The sequence below is a fragment of the Saccharothrix ecbatanensis genome (assembly GCF_014205015.1).
GTDB classification, from domain to species: domain Bacteria; phylum Actinomycetota; class Actinomycetes; order Mycobacteriales; family Pseudonocardiaceae; genus Actinosynnema; species Actinosynnema ecbatanense.
Map to the genome: position 1 here is coordinate 3,586,167 of NZ_JACHMO010000001.1, position 14,752 is coordinate 3,600,918.

General features: G+C 68.5%; 12 protein-coding genes. 6 read left to right on the top strand and 6 right to left on the bottom strand.

Going from position 1 to position 14,752, the window contains the following annotated elements:
* Together F4560_RS44540 and F4560_RS15070 are read right to left on the bottom strand one after the other, a co-directional pair.
* Entirely contained in the window at positions 1–483 is a 483-nt protein-coding gene (locus F4560_RS44540; protein WP_246478445.1) for a hypothetical protein, read from the bottom strand.
* A gap of 137 nt (positions 484–620) precedes the next feature.
* Positions 621–1,454 (bottom strand): DUF1963 domain-containing protein, encoded by an 834-nt coding sequence (locus F4560_RS15070; RefSeq protein ID WP_184920582.1) that lies wholly within the window; start codon positions 1,452–1,454, stop codon positions 621–623.
* A gap of 695 nt (positions 1,455–2,149) precedes the next feature.
* On the opposite strand from F4560_RS15070, the gene F4560_RS15075 reads away from it, so the two are divergent.
* Genes F4560_RS15075 through F4560_RS15085 form a run of 3 tightly spaced genes read left to right on the top strand, consistent with a single transcriptional unit; the run spans position 2,150 to position 5,480 of the window.
* Complete coding sequence (locus F4560_RS15075) at positions 2,150–2,578, top strand: effector-associated constant component EACC1 (protein WP_184920584.1); 429 nt, start codon at positions 2,150–2,152, stop codon at positions 2,576–2,578.
* A gap of 23 nt (positions 2,579–2,601) precedes the next feature.
* Positions 2,602–4,740 carry a caspase family protein gene (locus F4560_RS15080; protein ID WP_184920586.1) on the top strand — a complete coding sequence of 713 codons (2,139 nt, stop codon included), beginning with the start codon at positions 2,602–2,604 and terminating at the stop codon, positions 4,738–4,740.
* Positions 4,737–5,480 carry a hypothetical protein gene (locus F4560_RS15085; protein WP_184920588.1) on the top strand — a complete coding sequence of 248 codons (744 nt, stop codon included), beginning with the start codon at positions 4,737–4,739 and terminating at the stop codon, positions 5,478–5,480. Before F4560_RS15080 ends, F4560_RS15085 begins: the two co-directional genes overlap by 4 nt.
* 111 nt (positions 5,481–5,591) lie before the next feature.
* Here F4560_RS15085 and F4560_RS15090 read toward each other — a convergent pair whose 3' ends face one another.
* Positions 5,592–6,548: a hypothetical protein gene (locus F4560_RS15090; protein WP_184920590.1), complete on the bottom strand. Its 957-nt coding sequence runs from the start codon at positions 6,546–6,548 to the stop codon at positions 5,592–5,594.
* A 1-nt stretch (position 6,549) separates the two neighbouring features.
* Positions 6,550–6,855, bottom strand: coding sequence for a hypothetical protein (locus F4560_RS15095; protein WP_184920592.1), 306 nt, complete (start codon positions 6,853–6,855; stop codon positions 6,550–6,552).
* A 128-nt stretch (positions 6,856–6,983) separates the two neighbouring features.
* Here F4560_RS15095 and F4560_RS15100 point away from each other — a divergent pair, with 128 nt between their 5' ends.
* The 3 genes from F4560_RS15100 (at position 6,984) to F4560_RS15110 (ending at position 11,707) form a co-directional block, all read left to right on the top strand.
* Positions 6,984–10,436 (top strand): CHAT domain-containing tetratricopeptide repeat protein, encoded by a 3,453-nt coding sequence (locus tag F4560_RS15100; protein WP_184920594.1) that lies wholly within the window; start codon positions 6,984–6,986, stop codon positions 10,434–10,436.
* Between the two features lie 198 nt (positions 10,437–10,634).
* Positions 10,635–11,147, top strand: a complete 513-nt coding sequence (locus F4560_RS15105; RefSeq protein WP_246477806.1) for an erythromycin esterase family protein — start codon at positions 10,635–10,637, stop codon at positions 11,145–11,147.
* Positions 11,108–11,707, top strand: coding sequence for a dihydrofolate reductase family protein (locus F4560_RS15110; RefSeq protein ID WP_376775295.1), 600 nt, complete (start codon positions 11,108–11,110; stop codon positions 11,705–11,707). The genes F4560_RS15105 and F4560_RS15110 overlap by 40 nt, the downstream gene beginning before the upstream one ends.
* 319 nt (positions 11,708–12,026) lie before the next feature.
* On the opposite strand, the gene F4560_RS15115 is transcribed toward F4560_RS15110, so the two are convergent.
* Both F4560_RS15115 and F4560_RS15120 read right to left on the bottom strand, forming a co-directional pair.
* Positions 12,027–12,881 (bottom strand): DUF4253 domain-containing protein, encoded by an 855-nt coding sequence (locus F4560_RS15115; protein ID WP_184920595.1) that lies wholly within the window; start codon positions 12,879–12,881, stop codon positions 12,027–12,029.
* A 199-nt stretch (positions 12,882–13,080) separates the two neighbouring features.
* Positions 13,081–14,331: an IS4 family transposase gene (locus tag F4560_RS15120; RefSeq protein WP_184916321.1), complete on the bottom strand. Its 1,251-nt coding sequence runs from the start codon at positions 14,329–14,331 to the stop codon at positions 13,081–13,083.
* Between the last annotated feature and the right edge of the window lie 421 nt (positions 14,332–14,752).

The window sequence follows — 14,752 nt, forward strand, 5'->3', positions numbered from 1 at the left end:
CTAGGTCGTCGAACGCGGGCCGATGCGGTGTCGGCCCGCGTTCGACGGCGACGACCTCAGCGGCCTCGGTGTTCTGGTCTGATCTTGTCGGGCTGCGACGGGTGATCTCTTCCCTTGGACCGGTCCGGTGCACGTTGCCGCCGGTCCGCCAACGTCGGCTGGGCGTAGCCCTGCGGTGGAAGTTGCGTTTGCATGGGTGACCAGCATGTCCTGCCGGGTCGTGCCGGGCGCGCTATCGGGGGTGGACGCCCAGGCCGTGGTCGGGGTCGTCGGCGGGCGCGATGGGGATCGGGCTGGGCGACGCCTCGTCCTCCCCCTCCCCCAGCAGCGTGGCGGCCGGCCCTCGCCGACCACCTCGACGTCCCTGTCGTCGTGGTCGACCCGCGCGAGCACGCTGCGCATCGCCTCCAGCCTGGCCCGCTTCTTGTCGTTGCTCTTCACCACGGTCCACGGCGCGGCCTCCGTATCGGTGGCACGGAACATCGCCACCTTCGCCTCGGTGTAGGCGTCCCACAGGAACCGCGTCCACTGCGCGACCGAGTGGCGCGACCAGGTGAACACCTGCTTCTTCCGGAAGTCCGGTGCCCCCGACGAGCGGGACCACCGGATCCACTGAGCGGTCAGGGGTTCCAGAAGAACGTGGTGAACACGCGGTCGAAGCGCCGGGCTACCAGGTCCTCGCGCTGGACCACCCAGTGCACGGTGGCGCCCTCCCAGCACTCCACGTCCATGCCCGCGTCCCAGTCGGCGAGCAACACCCAGTCAGCCGGGTCGTCCGACACCGGTCCAGCCCACCGCCCCGCCGCCACCGATCGCACGGCGTCGGACACGGCGTCGGCGACCGGGTCGGTGTACACCGCCTCCTCCGCGGCATACCCTCCGATCTGCATCGCTCCCCAGGGGGCGATGTCGTCGTGGGTGTCGTCCCAGACCTCGACGAGTTCCTCGGCGCGGGGGTGGCCGGGCAGCGGCCCACGCCCCGATCCGTCCGGGAGGTCGGCCGCGTGGTGGTGCGGCAGCGACACGTCGATCCGCAACCGCAGCGGCCCTTCGGGGTACTCCGCGTCCCCGGTGGCCGGCCCGTTCCGCTCCACCACGGCCGCGCCGGCGGGCACGTGCACCGCGCTGCCCCTCGCGGCGGGGTCGCTTTCGTGCTCCAGCACGGCGAAGAGCAGCAGCCGGCCGTCGGGCGGAAGGGGCAGGTCCGTCGCGTCGGCGGGCAGCGCCGCGAGATCGATGGAGGCGACGAAGGGGTGAGCGGGGTCCGGGGCGTCGGCCGGGAGCAGGAGCGGACCGCCGAACCGGCCCACGACCGGCCCGTCCCCACTCCGCGTCAGCGTCGCGCAAGGACGGGCGAGGGTCGACCAGCGCTCGACGTCGCCGGCGGGGATGCCGCCCGAAAGTGCCTCGTCGCGAAACGGGCTCAGTCGGTCCTGCAGCAGTTCCTCGATCATGGCCGAGACCATAGAGGAGGGGTCCGACACCGCGGCTCACTGACCGCGTTCCTGGCTCCCGGTTCCCGACATGCGGCACCTCCCACACGATCCGCGGCGTCGCGCGGCGACACCGCCAGCGTCTACGCCCACGTCCAACTCCGCCTCCAGCGCCGGCCAGTGGATCCGCAGTTGCCGCCGTGAACTCCTCGACCGAACGCTGATCCGGAACCAACGGCACCTGCTCCACGCCCTGCGCGAGTACGAGCACTTCCAGAACACCCACCGATCCGACGAGATGCCGACCTTCATCGACAGCACGGACCGGTTGACCGCCTACCGGCTTCCCGCCTACGCACCCGACCCCAACCCGGTCGAAGGGTGCGAGCCCAGGAGACGTTGCATTCGGTCGAGTCGCCGTGGAATCACGTGCGTTGCCGCATCGCGGGTGTGCTCCGTGAGCCGAGGAGTCTCATCCGGGTTCAAATGGCCTACGCATCGCCACTGTCCGTGTGTCCTGGATTCACCGTCGGCAACTCGCCCCTATGCAAGGCTCACCCGAGTAGCTCGATGGTGGAATCAGTGATCACACTGCGTGGTATATGACCGATCGTCGACCGTGTGCGACTCCTCCCTCTTTCCCGAACCTCGAGGACCCCTCTCGACGATGAACGGATAACCTGCCGTCAGGAACTGTGAGCACAAAAGGGGGACAGTTGATCATCGAAGGCGATGTTCACCGCGAGAAGATCGTCTCTTTTACCCTCGTCTCGGCGTCCCAGACGCATGAGCTCTTGATCCGGACCGACGTCGAACTCGCCGACGAGCTTCGGGAACACCTTGCGGCACAGGGCTTCCGCCTGCCCGAAGGGGCGGCACGGTCGGTGCTGACCGAGATCATCACGGCCACGGCGGGAAACCCCGCCGCGTGGACCGCGGTCGGCGGGGTCATCGTGTCCTTTCTCCGCCGACACCGCGGCAAGGTGCACCGATTCGAGGTCGAGGGGAATTCGGTCTCGATCGAAGGTTACTCCGCCAAGGAAGCGGAAGCATTGGCCGAGAGTCTTCGCGCCATGAGTCGGGATCGCCACTCGCAGGACGAGACCGGCGGCCCGATCATCGGCGGACGAGCCGATTCAATCTGATCCCGACACGCTGGAGGCTACCAGTGCCACACGCACTCGTCGTCGGCATCAACACGTACTCGGGCAAGGGTGTGCCCGAACTCAAGTACGCGGTGAACGACGCGGTGGAAGTGTCCGATCGGTTGCGCAAGGCCGGTTTCGACGTCGTGACGTTGACGGACAGGCAGGCAACCCACAAGAAGATCCACTGGGAACTCGAAGTCGGACTGAATCAGCGCGTCACCGATGAGGACGACCCGGTCGTGATCTACTGGTCGGGTCACGGAATGTCCGACCTGCGGAAGAGGACCGGCGGTGACGGGGCGTCGACCTTCCTCCTCCCGGTGGACGCCGACATCGACCAGCCACTGGGGACTTCCTTCCCGGTCCAGCACGTGTGGGCGCTGCTTAACCGGCTGAAGACCCGCAGGGTGCTCGTAATGCTCGACACCTGCTTCAGCGGCGCGTTCGCCGGCGACGGCCGTCGTGGTTTCGCGATTGACGGCGCACGGGGCGGCGCGGTGAATCCCACGGACGAGTTCCTGCGCATGGAGGGGCACGGTCGCATCGTCGTGTCCGCGTGCGGCCCCGACGAGATAGCTCGCGAGGACGAGACGCACGGCCACGGCCACTTCTCCAGGTCCGTCCTCACCGTGCTCGATCGCAGCACCAGCGACCGGCACGTCAACGTCACCGGGCTCGTGTCCGATATCCGCGCGGAGGTTCGCCGCCAGACGAGGGGCGAGCAGACGCCGTCCATGCACGTGTCGTTCGAGGGGGCGGACTGGCGCATTCCGCTGCCGCCACCCGCTCCGTACCAGGCGCCCATGCCGAGCTGGGCGTTCGTCGGCACCTCCGGTGGCGTCGGGAAGACCACGCTGGCGATGATAACCGCGGAACTGCTCGCCGAGTCCGGGAACACCGTGCTGTACCTCGATGCCGACATCGCCCATCACGGCGGCACGAGTGAGTGGTGCCAGCGTGCCGGAACGGACCTCGGGCACGCCAAGACGTTCGCCGACCACGTGGCGGCGTTCTCCCGGGCGAAGACACGGACACCGGCCGCGCAGCTCAGCGATCGACTGGTGGACGTCACGCCCGGCTACCTGCGCAGGCACGGCTGCGGACGAATCCTGCTGCTGCCCGCGGCACGGGTGAGCGACAGGTTGTTCGTCTTCGACTTGGTCGCCGAGATCAAGGACCGCCGCTCGAACGTCGTCTGCCGGCAGATCCTGGACGAGGCGTTCGAACGAGGCGTTCGACAGGGCGCGACCTGTGTCGTCATCGACTGCGGCGCCCAGTTCGACCCACTGGCCGTCAACTCCATCGCGGCAGTGGATCACCCGTTCGTCGTCGCGGCCGCCCGTGCTGGTGCGAAGGAACAGCGGGAGACCATCCTGAGCAACTGCGAGCGGACTGTCGACGGCTTCAGCCGTCTGCGGGTGGCGACTGTCGTCAATCGCGTGCCGAGTGAAGAGGCACTTGTCCAGCACTGGGGGCAGCCGGGGTACAGCAACCCGGGCATGAGTTTCCACTTCTTGCCGTTCGACAGCAAGCTGTTCCAGGACTGGGAGGAGGGCAGACCGAACTTCGAGCTGGGCTACGACGACCTCACCCACCAGTGGCACGAGATCCTCGTCGCGTCCGACAAGAGCGGCTGCCAGGGCGAACACAAGGACTTCCTGCCGAGCGAATGGAACCGCTTCAGCAAGTGGTCGCTGTGGCTTGCCGCCAACCGGGACTGGACGGAGTCGAAGCGAGCGACCCTCAGCCGGTCGGTGCGGCGGTCGTACGTCGTGGCGGTCTGCTGGTTCGCGATCCTGGCGACCGCGCTGGTCAGCATCCTCCCGCACGTGATCGCCAAGGACGACGCCGACGACGCGTCGTTCCTACCGCAGTGGCTTTCGATTCCGCTGCTCGCGCTGTCGGCGCTCGCCGTAGCAGGGAACGCGATCGTGCGGATGGTGCTTCGCAGGCGTCGCCGAGTGCTCAACGATGTGCTCCAGCACAGCACGTCGGTGGAGGCGCTGAAGGATTGGTTCTCCGTGCCGCGAGAGGACGGGGCCTGGTGGCAGGTGTGGCGGTCGAGCCGGCGGGTGGCCATCGAGTGGCTGCACGAGCAGGTGAAGGCCGAGCGGGGCAAGCAGTTGCCATCCGGTCGTGTGAGTGAGGCGGCCACATGACCGGGCTTGCCTTCCGGTGCTCCTACACCAGGCGCAAGGACGAATCAGGCATCTCACCCTGTGGCAGGCACGCGGCTCGCCGCCGACGCGGCGAAGCGATGTGCTTCGACCACTGGGTGGTCGACTGGATCGGCAAGCTCGGCGATACCAAAGGCGCCCGCTGGGTGTACGGGGCGGTCTTCGTGTACACGTTCACGGGGGTGGTCGGTCAGCTCGTGGGCGTCGTGGCGGGCGCGGCTCGTGAGCCGTTCGTGATTCAGCTGACATTGCTCGCGATAGCCGGTTGGAGCGGCGGCTTCTTCGCCGCCATGGTGTGGGAGCACCCGTTCGGTGGGCGGTTGTGGTTCGGCTCGTCGCCGGTGCTCTCGGTGGCGCTCACGCTGTCGGCGGCCGAGGTCTGGTTCGGCGATGGCGGCGAGTTCCTGCTCGGCTCGATGCGGGACTCACAGCTCGGGCGGGCACTCGTCGCGCTCTACGCTGTGGTGTTCGCGATCATGACGGTCATCGAATGGGCCCGGTGCTTCCTGCACGTGCGGGGGCGGTACCGGTGGAGCGACAACCTGGCGTTGCTGGGCAACGTTCTCATGGGCTTCGTCCTGCTCATCATCGTAGGGTTCGTGATCGCGTCTCGTGGGACGGAGAGCAATCGGCTGGTCTACATCGCAGCGGCCCTCGCCGCCCTCGGCCTGGTTCGCAGCGCACGCCAAATCACGGAGTTCGTGCGGCGACTTCGAATCTGAGGGAGACGGCTGACTGAAACGTCTGGTGGGTTCTGCGGGTGCAGTTGACCGTGGCTGGGAGCAACCCTCGACGGGGTGAACCTGATGTAGTGGTGTGTGAGGACGGGTTCACTACGCTGTTGGGGAAGAACGTCGGCCTTCCGGGGTGAACGGGATGAGGTCGGGTCGACCTTGGAGCAGGCACGTCACGGTCCACCCGGTGTCGCGGTCCAGAGGTCCGGCGTGGTCCATGCCGAGTGCAGTCGCGAGAGCCGTGGTGTGGAGGCGGGCCGTTGCCTCGATCAGGGCGGCGTAGGTCTCGGTCGCCGATCGTGCCCGGTGGTGGGCGGTGAGCAGGGTTGCGATCACGAGGACCGTTGCGGGCCACCAGAAAGCGGCCACGGCCGTGTAGAGCCATCCCCAGCCGGCGAGTGTGGCCGCGCGACGGAAGGCGGCTTTGGCGTCGGTGATCGCGGTGCGGGTCTCCTCCGGCGCGATGAGCCACAGGTGTGGCCACGCGGTGGGCAGGTCGAGCAGGTAATCGCGGTCGATGCGGTGGACAACGGCGTGCATCCGGTCGCCGATCCACCCCGGTCGCGCGGGTTCCTCGACGGCGATGCGGGTGACGCGACGGCGACCTGCGGCCAAGGACTCCTCTACCTCGACCGGGACGGGTTTCCCGGTGGCCAGCAGGTCGGTCTTGGTCCCGGTCAGGTCGCGGTAGGCGGCCTGTGCGGCCGACCACCGGTGGCGACGGCGCCGGACGCGGAAGCGGGCCAGGTTCCGCAGCCCTGGCGGGCGGGAGGTCCACCGCTCTGCCAGCCAGGCCCGTTCCACCAGGGAACCGAGGGCTTGGGCGGCCAGGCCTGCCGCGGCGGCGGCCAGTAGTGCCGCGACGGCGAGCACGAAGACGGTGGACGCGGGCACGATCAAGCCGGTGAGGCGACTCGTCAGGCGGGAGAAGGCGAACGTGTGGCCGACGACGCCGGCCGCAGCGAGGGCCGCGACGTAGAGCGCTCCGGGCAGCACGAGCAGGGTCAGCCACCGTTCGGCCAGCTTCTTGCCCAGCTCGGTGAGGAAACCGCCCACGTCAGATCCGTTCCGGGCGCAGCGGTTCGTCGAACAGAGCGCACCGGGCGGACCTCTGCGAAGGGGCTTCGACACGGGTGCAGCGACCGCGTGGGCACAGCAGCACGACGTCCACCGGGCGGGCGTCGCCCAATCCCCACGGAGTGCCGGTGCGGACACCCCCGAGGATGCCCCGCGCGTCACCACTGCGTTGCAGCGCCGCATGAAGCGCGGAACCGGTGGCCATGAGGTCACCGGTTCCGCGCACGGCAGCCAGGAACCGGTCGAGCGGGCCGCTGTCGCCGACGCGCGCAAGAAGCGAGCGCATTTCGGGTTCCTCGGCGCAGACGCGCCCTATGGCGCTCGCAATGTCGGCGTCGTCTGGTGCGACCACGAAACCCTCCTCGCCGTGTGCCTCGGGTTGTCAGCCTAGGGCGTACATTCGCGCTCGGTCACGTGCCGCACGCGCCGCAAGGGACATGCGCGAGCAGTATCTCGCAGGGCTCGTTCGCCGGGTCGAACACGCTGAGGAGAAGTGGTACTGGGCCGTACACCTGTCGGACGAGGCTGAAATCCACGCCGCGTACGACTATCTCAGCTTGTGCAGCCGTGGGAACGGGCTTTCCCGTTAGCATCACGCGCATGGGGGCACGACACAGTTTGCTCGACGCGGTGAAGGCCCGTATCCGCCAGGCTCGGGTGCTTCGGGATTTCGCGCCCGTGCTGGAGCCGGACGCGCTCACCGAGGCGCGGCAGCTCGCTGAGGGCCTCACCGGCGACGACCACGACCGGACGGCACGGCTCCTGCTCGGTTGGTTTTACTGGTACCGGTATCGCGCACTGTCGCCGGGGCGGGTCAACCAGGATCTGGAGACCGCCATCGCGATGTTCACGCCTTGCTTCATCGCGGGCGACGAGGATCTACCCGAACCGCTGCTCCCCCACCTTGCCGACGCAGCCGCACCCCATGCCCTCGACCTGCTCCGCGATGCGGGCGAGTCCCAGAGCACAGCCTCGGTCCGGGCCCTGGCCGCGTTGTGGCAACGGATTCTGGACTCCTCTACCGACCATCCCGATCTGCCGATCATCATGGGCTATCTGACGATGGCGTTGGACCGCCAGTACCAACACACGCACGCGGTGTCGGACCTCGACACCTTGATCGAGGCGAGCCGGGCCGCGGTACGGGCGATCCCGCCGGACTATCCGCCGGAGATCCGCGGCGCGCACCTCACCGACTTGGGCCAGGCGCTGTGCAGCCGGTTCGAACGCACCGGCGCGTTCGACGACCTGCAGACTGCCATCGGCATCCTCCGGGAGGCACTGGCGACGAACCCGGCGGACGCCGTCATCCGCGCGGCAACGTGCTATCAGTTGGGGTGGGCGTTGCGGATCCGGTTCGAGCGCACCGGTGCGCCGGCCGACGCGGACGCCGCAGTCGAGGCAGGCGAGACCGCAGTGAACCTGGCCCCAGCCGATCACCACCTCCGGGTGAAGGCACTGGGCGCCCTGAGCCTCGCCTACCAGGCCCGGTTCCGGCGCACCGGGTCACCTGCTGATCTGGACGCGGCTGTGGACGCGGGCCGGGTCGGGATTCGGGCACTCCCCGTTGGCCACGGTGACCGGTCCGCGATGCTGGCCGCCCTCGGTATCCCGCTGCTGGCCCGATTCAACCGCACCGGTGCGCTGGCCGACGCGGACGCCGCAGTCGAGGCATTCCTCGAAGCGATCGACGTGGTCCCGACACCCAATGCCGCTCAACTGACCAATCTGGGATCCGCGTTGCGAGACCGTTTCGAGCGCACCCGGTCGTCAGCGGACCTGGACGCAGCCGTGCGAGCCGGGAAGTCGGCGCTGCGCGTTGCCTCCGCCGACGCCGACCTGGCACGGACCCTGGTCGAGTTGGCGGCAACGTTGTGGATTCGGTTCCGGCACACCGACGACCCAGCGGACCTTCAGGCCGCGATCGACGCACTGACCGACGCGGTGCAGGCCATCCCCGCCGACCACCTCGACCGGGCGCGGACGCTTAACAACTTGGGCACAGCACGGCTCACCCGGTTCGAGCGCACCGAAGCATCGGCCGACCTGGACGACGCCATCCGGTCCCTGGCGGCTGCCGTCGACGCCACCCCGGCCGGCCACCCCGACCTGGCGGGTCACCTGACTAGTCTGGGTATCGCGCTACGCACCCGGTTCCAACGCACCAAGCTACTCAGCGACCGCGCCGCCGCCCTGTCCGCTTTCGCGCACGCGGTCGACGTCGGTGCCGCCGCACCAGTGGAGCGCATCACCGCGGCTCGCCTCGCCGCCGCGCTGGCCGCGTCAGCCGACCCAGAGCGGATGGCGGATCTGTTGGAGACCGCAGTGCGGCTGCTGCCCGAGGTGGCCCCGCGTCGGCTGGTCCGAAGCGATCAGCAGTACGCGATCGGCCAAGTCCGCGAGTTGGCCGTTGATGCCGCCGCCCTCGCCCTGGCTACCACCGCTTCCACCACCGGCGAGCGGGCGACGCGAGCGTTGCAGCTGCTGGAGACGGGGAGAGCTGTGCTGTTGAGCCAAGCGCTGGAAACCCGCAGCGACCTGACCGATCTGCGGCAGCGGTATCCCGAACTCGCGACCCGATTCGAGGACCTGCGCGAGCAACTCGACCAAGACACCTCCGCTACTGGGTCGGACGACGGCCGGCACCTGCTCGTCGACGAGCTGACCGCGACGCTCACCCGGATCCGCGCCTGCGACGGATTCGGCTCATTCGGGCTGCCGCCGACTGTCCACGAACTCGTCGCCGAAGCCGCATCCGGGCCCGTGGTGACCTTCAACATCAGCCGATACCGCAGCGACGCCCTGCTGCTCACCGCGAACGGCATCACCTCCATCGAACTCCCCGCGCTCACCCGGAACGCGGTGCTCGACCGTGTCAATGCCTTTCACCAAGCACTCAGCGCCACCACCAACCCGGCGGCGAGCCCCGCTGTACGCGTTGACACGCAGGCGACCCTCCGCGCGATCCTCGAATGGCTGTGGGATCAGGCGACCGAACCGGTCCTGCGAACCCTCGGCTACCGCGGTCAACCTGGTTCGCTGGAGGAGTGGCCGCGGGTGTGGTGGGCGACCGGCGGCCTGCTCGGTCTGCTGCCGATCCACGCCGCCGGCCACCACACCGATCCGCCCGCGGCCCGGCGCACGGTGATGGATCGAGTCGTCTCCTCCTACACCCCGACGATTCGCGCGCTGCGCCACGCCCGCCGGCGCGACCGCGCGACGCAGGCGGACGCGGCGCTGGTCGTGGCCATGCCCACCACGCCCGGTGTGCCGGGCCGACTGCACCACGTCCCGGCCGAAGCGACGCTGCTCCACAACCGGCTGCCGCGTGTGGTGCTCCTGACCGAACCCGACACGGCAGACCCTGTCTTGGCCGACACTCCTCGGCCGACCAAGGCCAATGTCCTCGCCCGCCTCGCCGGTTGCCCGATCGCGCATTTCGCCTGCCACGGCGTCAGCGACACCACAGACCCGTCGAAGAGCAGGCTGCTGCTGCACGACCACGCCACCGATCCGTTCACCGTGTCGAGCCTCGCCGCCGTGACGCTGGACGACGCACAACTGGCCTACTTGTCGGCCTGCCACACCGCCTTCGCCGGTAGCGTCGATCTGATTGACGAGGCCATCCACCTCGCCTCGGCTTTCCAGTTGGCCGGATTCCCACGGGTGATCGGCACGCTGTGGGGAATCGACGACCAACTGTCCGTCGACATCGCCGACAGGTTCTACAACGCGCTGCGTACGTCCGACGGTGCCGTCGACGCCGGTCGCGCTGCGGGCGCGCTCCACCGCACGATTCGGGCAATCCGTGACGAGGTCCCCGCGACGCCCTCACTGTGGGCCGCCTATCTCCATGCGGGCGCCTGACCGACAACGGTCGCGCAGGAACGCGATCAGCACCGATGGCCAACTAGTAGCGGTGGTAGCGCCTTCTGGCCGTTGTCGCGGTGGTACGGCGGACGACTTCTCCAGCTGACCGTAGTGTGAGAGCACGATCACCTGGCATTCCTTGGCCGGCTCGGCAATAGCCCGCGCCAAGCTCATGATGTCCGGGTAACGGCTGGCTTGGCCCGCGCCCGCGCTGCACGCCTATCTGGCGCTCGACTCCAGGCCATACGGGTCCTGTACTCAGTCGCGGACCCAGCACGCGCCGACATCGCCCTGCAGTGCGCGGTCACCGCGCGGCACGCGGACGCGTTCCTCAGGGGCGTGTTCGGAGGCGCGGAACGCGCCAACCGTGGCACCAACATCCGGGACGCGGCCATGGCCGACAACGTCGAGTGGATCCTCGACCGGGAGGAGCGCATCGTCATCGGGGCGGCCAACGGCCACATCCAGCACCTGGCCCGCTCCCTCGGCGAGGCGATAATGGTCATCGCGACCACGAACAACGGCGGCCGGATGTTCCTGCACCGCCCCATTCCCGACGACCCACCCGGCCACACCGAGGTCTTCTTCGACGACATCGGGCCGTTCGAGGAACCCGACAGCCTCGACGCCCTACTCGCGAGCACCGGCGAGTCCCTGGCCCTTACTCCGTGGCACACCTTCATCGATCCCGCGAACCCGCGCGCCTGACCGCTGAACCCGACTCCAGCGAACCCGGACATCCGCACACCGTCGACGCGAACGGCGACCTCGGCTGGAGCACGCCGGACGACGAGCTGCACCAGTACTGGAACGACCGCACCGGGCAGATCGCGCTGTCGCTGTACGGGCGCAAGCTCTACGAACTGATGGCGGCCCACTGGCCGACCGCCGGCCAGGCACCCGACGTGCCCCCGGTGGAGGCCGAGTACGCCCGGCTGTGGCTCGCGATGCCGAAAGTGGTCTTCTCCCGGACCCTGGAATCGGTCGACTGGAACTCCAGGTTGGAACGGGGTGACGTGGTCGAGGTCGCCAGGCGGCTCAAGGCCGAGACCGAAGGCCTGATGGAGGTGGGCGGTGCCACGCTCGCCGCGCCCCTGATCCGGGCCGGTCTCGTGGACGAGTTCCACGTGCTGGTCACGCCGGTCGCGATCGGCGGCGGCACACCGTTCTTCCCGTCACTGGACACATGGCTGAAGCTGGAATTGGTGGAGAACCGCACCTTCGCATCGGGTGCGGTCCTCCTGCGCTACAAGTCCGTCCTCGGCTAGCAGGCGACTGGGCAGCCCTCTCCAGCGGTCTCCCCCACTCCGAGACGTCCGCACATGCCGACGAGCGGTCGAGGCGCCCTGACGAGGAACATGATCAACCACTGGCAGTCACGCTATGACGAATACGGGGCCGTGCCTGGATACTGCTACATCCCCAACCGTTCGCCGGGACGCCACCGTCGCTCCGGCGGCCGGAACCCCGGCTCCTCCAGGGTGCGCACCAGCCCGACCGTGGTCGTGTAAACCGTCAAGCTGTCGCAGTTGCGTCGCATCCGCAGGCGACTGCCGAACTCGGCGGGTCACGGTCTGGTCGAGTTTGTCAGGGCCGGTTGTGCACGAACCACGCGTCACCGGCGGACAGGGCGACCGCGACCTCCCACCGGCTCAGGTCGAGGTTCGGAGCGAGCGCCTTGAGCTGGCCGGCCGCGGTCCACGCCTCCTCACCCGGTGCCGGGCGACGACCCACCTGGAACTGCAGCATGGTGCTCCACGACGCGACCAGGCGGGCGTCCCACCGGTGACTCCACTGCGCCAGCACCTCGGCGAGCTTCTGCCGGTACTCCCGGGTGAGCGCACCGTAGAAGTCCACCCAGTACCCCGACCTGCGGACGTCGCTGGTAGGCAGCAACATGAGCAGGACACTCTCAGGCGTGTACCAGTAGTCGGTCTGCGTCACGAACCGCACGCTGTCAAGCACCTCGGCGTACAGGTCGGCGTCGGCGAGCAGCCGGTCGTACAGCGTCCGCTCCAGCGCCTGGCGCGAAGTCGGCAGCGCCACACCCGACACCAGGGCCGTCAGGTCGACGCCGGCCATGCCACGCGCGTAGTACTCGACCTCGCCCTTGTCGACCTTGTCGTCCTCGCTGTAGTGGCGATAGGCCAGCCAGGGTTCGGAAGACTCGGCCGCCTCGGCGAACGCGCACAGCTCCGACTCCGGCGGACCCGGCTCGGGCTCGGGTCGGATCCGCAGCGTGTCGCCGAAGTCGTCGGTGACCATGACGGGCCGGCGTCCGGTGATCGGCACCAGGGCGTCGGCGGCCTGCCAAGTCTCGTGCAGGCGGTTGGGGTCGATATCGGCGACGAGCACGGTGCCTGACGGGCCATGTCCGATCGGCAGGCCTGCCAGCGGAGTGCCGACGAACGCCGTTTCAATGTGGTCGAGGTCGTTTCGCACTGTGAAAGTGTCTCCGATCATCGACGTCAATGCCGCTTAGTTAGTGATCTTGCCGAAGAGGTGGATGCCAGGTGGCCGGTCGTAGCGGGTGCCTGTGTGGTGCGCGCGTTTGATCAGCTTGCTGCCGACGTTGCTGCGTTTGACCACGCGTGGGTAGGAGCGGTGGCGGCGGCCCCGGGCGCGTCGGTGTCGGATCTCCTCAAGCGTCTCGATGATCGCGTTCTTCAGGCGGTGAGGGGGAAAAACCCGCCTGGTTGGTGACCTGGCGGCGCACAGCGTTGAGACTTCGGACGAAGGACAACCCGTCGACGTCGGGCCCGTCGTCCGGACCGAGGCCCTCGGCGGCCTCCAACATCAACGCCCGCACCGCGTAGTGGGTCAGCAGCAACGCCCAGATCTCCTGCCGGACCAACTCCGGGGACTTCGACCGCAGCACCCTGCCATGCGGCATCTGATGGGTCTCGATCTCGTCCAGGGTCAGCTCGAACTCCCACCGCTGCCGATACAGCACCGCCAACTCCACCGCCGGCGCCACCTCGTGATCCATGATCGACACCACCAGGCGGATCATCTCGGGCTGCCCGCCGCGGTCGGTCACCGAGTACTCCACCACCCGCACCGGCAACCGCGACCCCTCCGGCGCCCGCGACCGCTTGCCCCGCTTCAGGTCCGCCTTGACCTTCGAGGGCAGCAGCTCACTGCGGTAGGACCCGTCGGGAAGCCACCCCAACACCGGCAGGTCCACATCGTCACGGACCCGCCACACCAATTGCGCCCCGCTCCGGCGCGCCCGCTGCCACAAGTCGTAGGAGAACACACCGCGATCGGCCAGCACCAGCATGTCCGGCTCGAACGCCGCCACCAACCGCTCGCACAAGCCGCGTTCCTGCACCCGCCAGGAATCCAACTCCGCCGCCACGATCGCATGCGTGCCGCACTCGCCCAGCCCCATGATCCGCACCTGCGGAAACGGGCTCTGCCCGCCCTTGTGCGGCTTCTTGCCGAACTCGGCTACGTTGGCCGCCGTGTCGGGCAAGTCCAGCACGACACCGTCGACCGCCATCACCCGCCACCCGTGAAACCACGCCCCCCGCGTTCCGGCATGGGCCATCGGCACCGCCACCCGGTCGAACAGCACCCGCAGCGGCGCCTCGCCCAACCGCCCCCGCGCCTGGGAGATCGCCCCCGTCGTGGGCACCGTCCACCCCTGCCGCCACGTGCCCAGAAACCGCAGACCGTCGACCAGCTTGCGCATCACCTCTTCGTAACCGTCATCGAAGAACAGGCACAGCGCCAGCACGTAGTAGACGACCACCCGCGCGGGCAGCAGACGCGACCGCCTCTCCCGACGCCCCGTTTCCGCGAGCACCTCGTCCACCAGATCCCGGTCGAACACACGGGCCAGCACACCGATGCTGATCCCATCGGTGAAACGGCGAGCAGACGGCACTGATCAACAGTACTGCCAACCAATCCACTCGCCTCAACCCGCACACCAAGGCCACTAACTAAGCGGCATTGGGGTCGACGTGACGCGACGGGGAGGTGGGTCCGGGTGCGCAGCAGGATCCAACGAGCAACGCATGGAGCATCGCCCACGTCTGGTCGAGAGGTTCCTCGCCGTGACCGGATGCCTTTCACCGCCCTGATGTCACCAGAGCCTGACCGGTGAAGCCCGGTAATTCTCCGACATACCAACCAGCCGGCGGACGACTGAACTGAAGCGCGCAATTCTACCGCTGGGCGAGCGCTCTCGGGGAACCCGTCCGGATCGGTCTCCGCGACGCGCACCACTACACGCCCCCAGAACTGGCGACAGTTGAATACGCGATGTCACCAGTTTCACCGGCCGTGACGCGAGCGAACGGTTT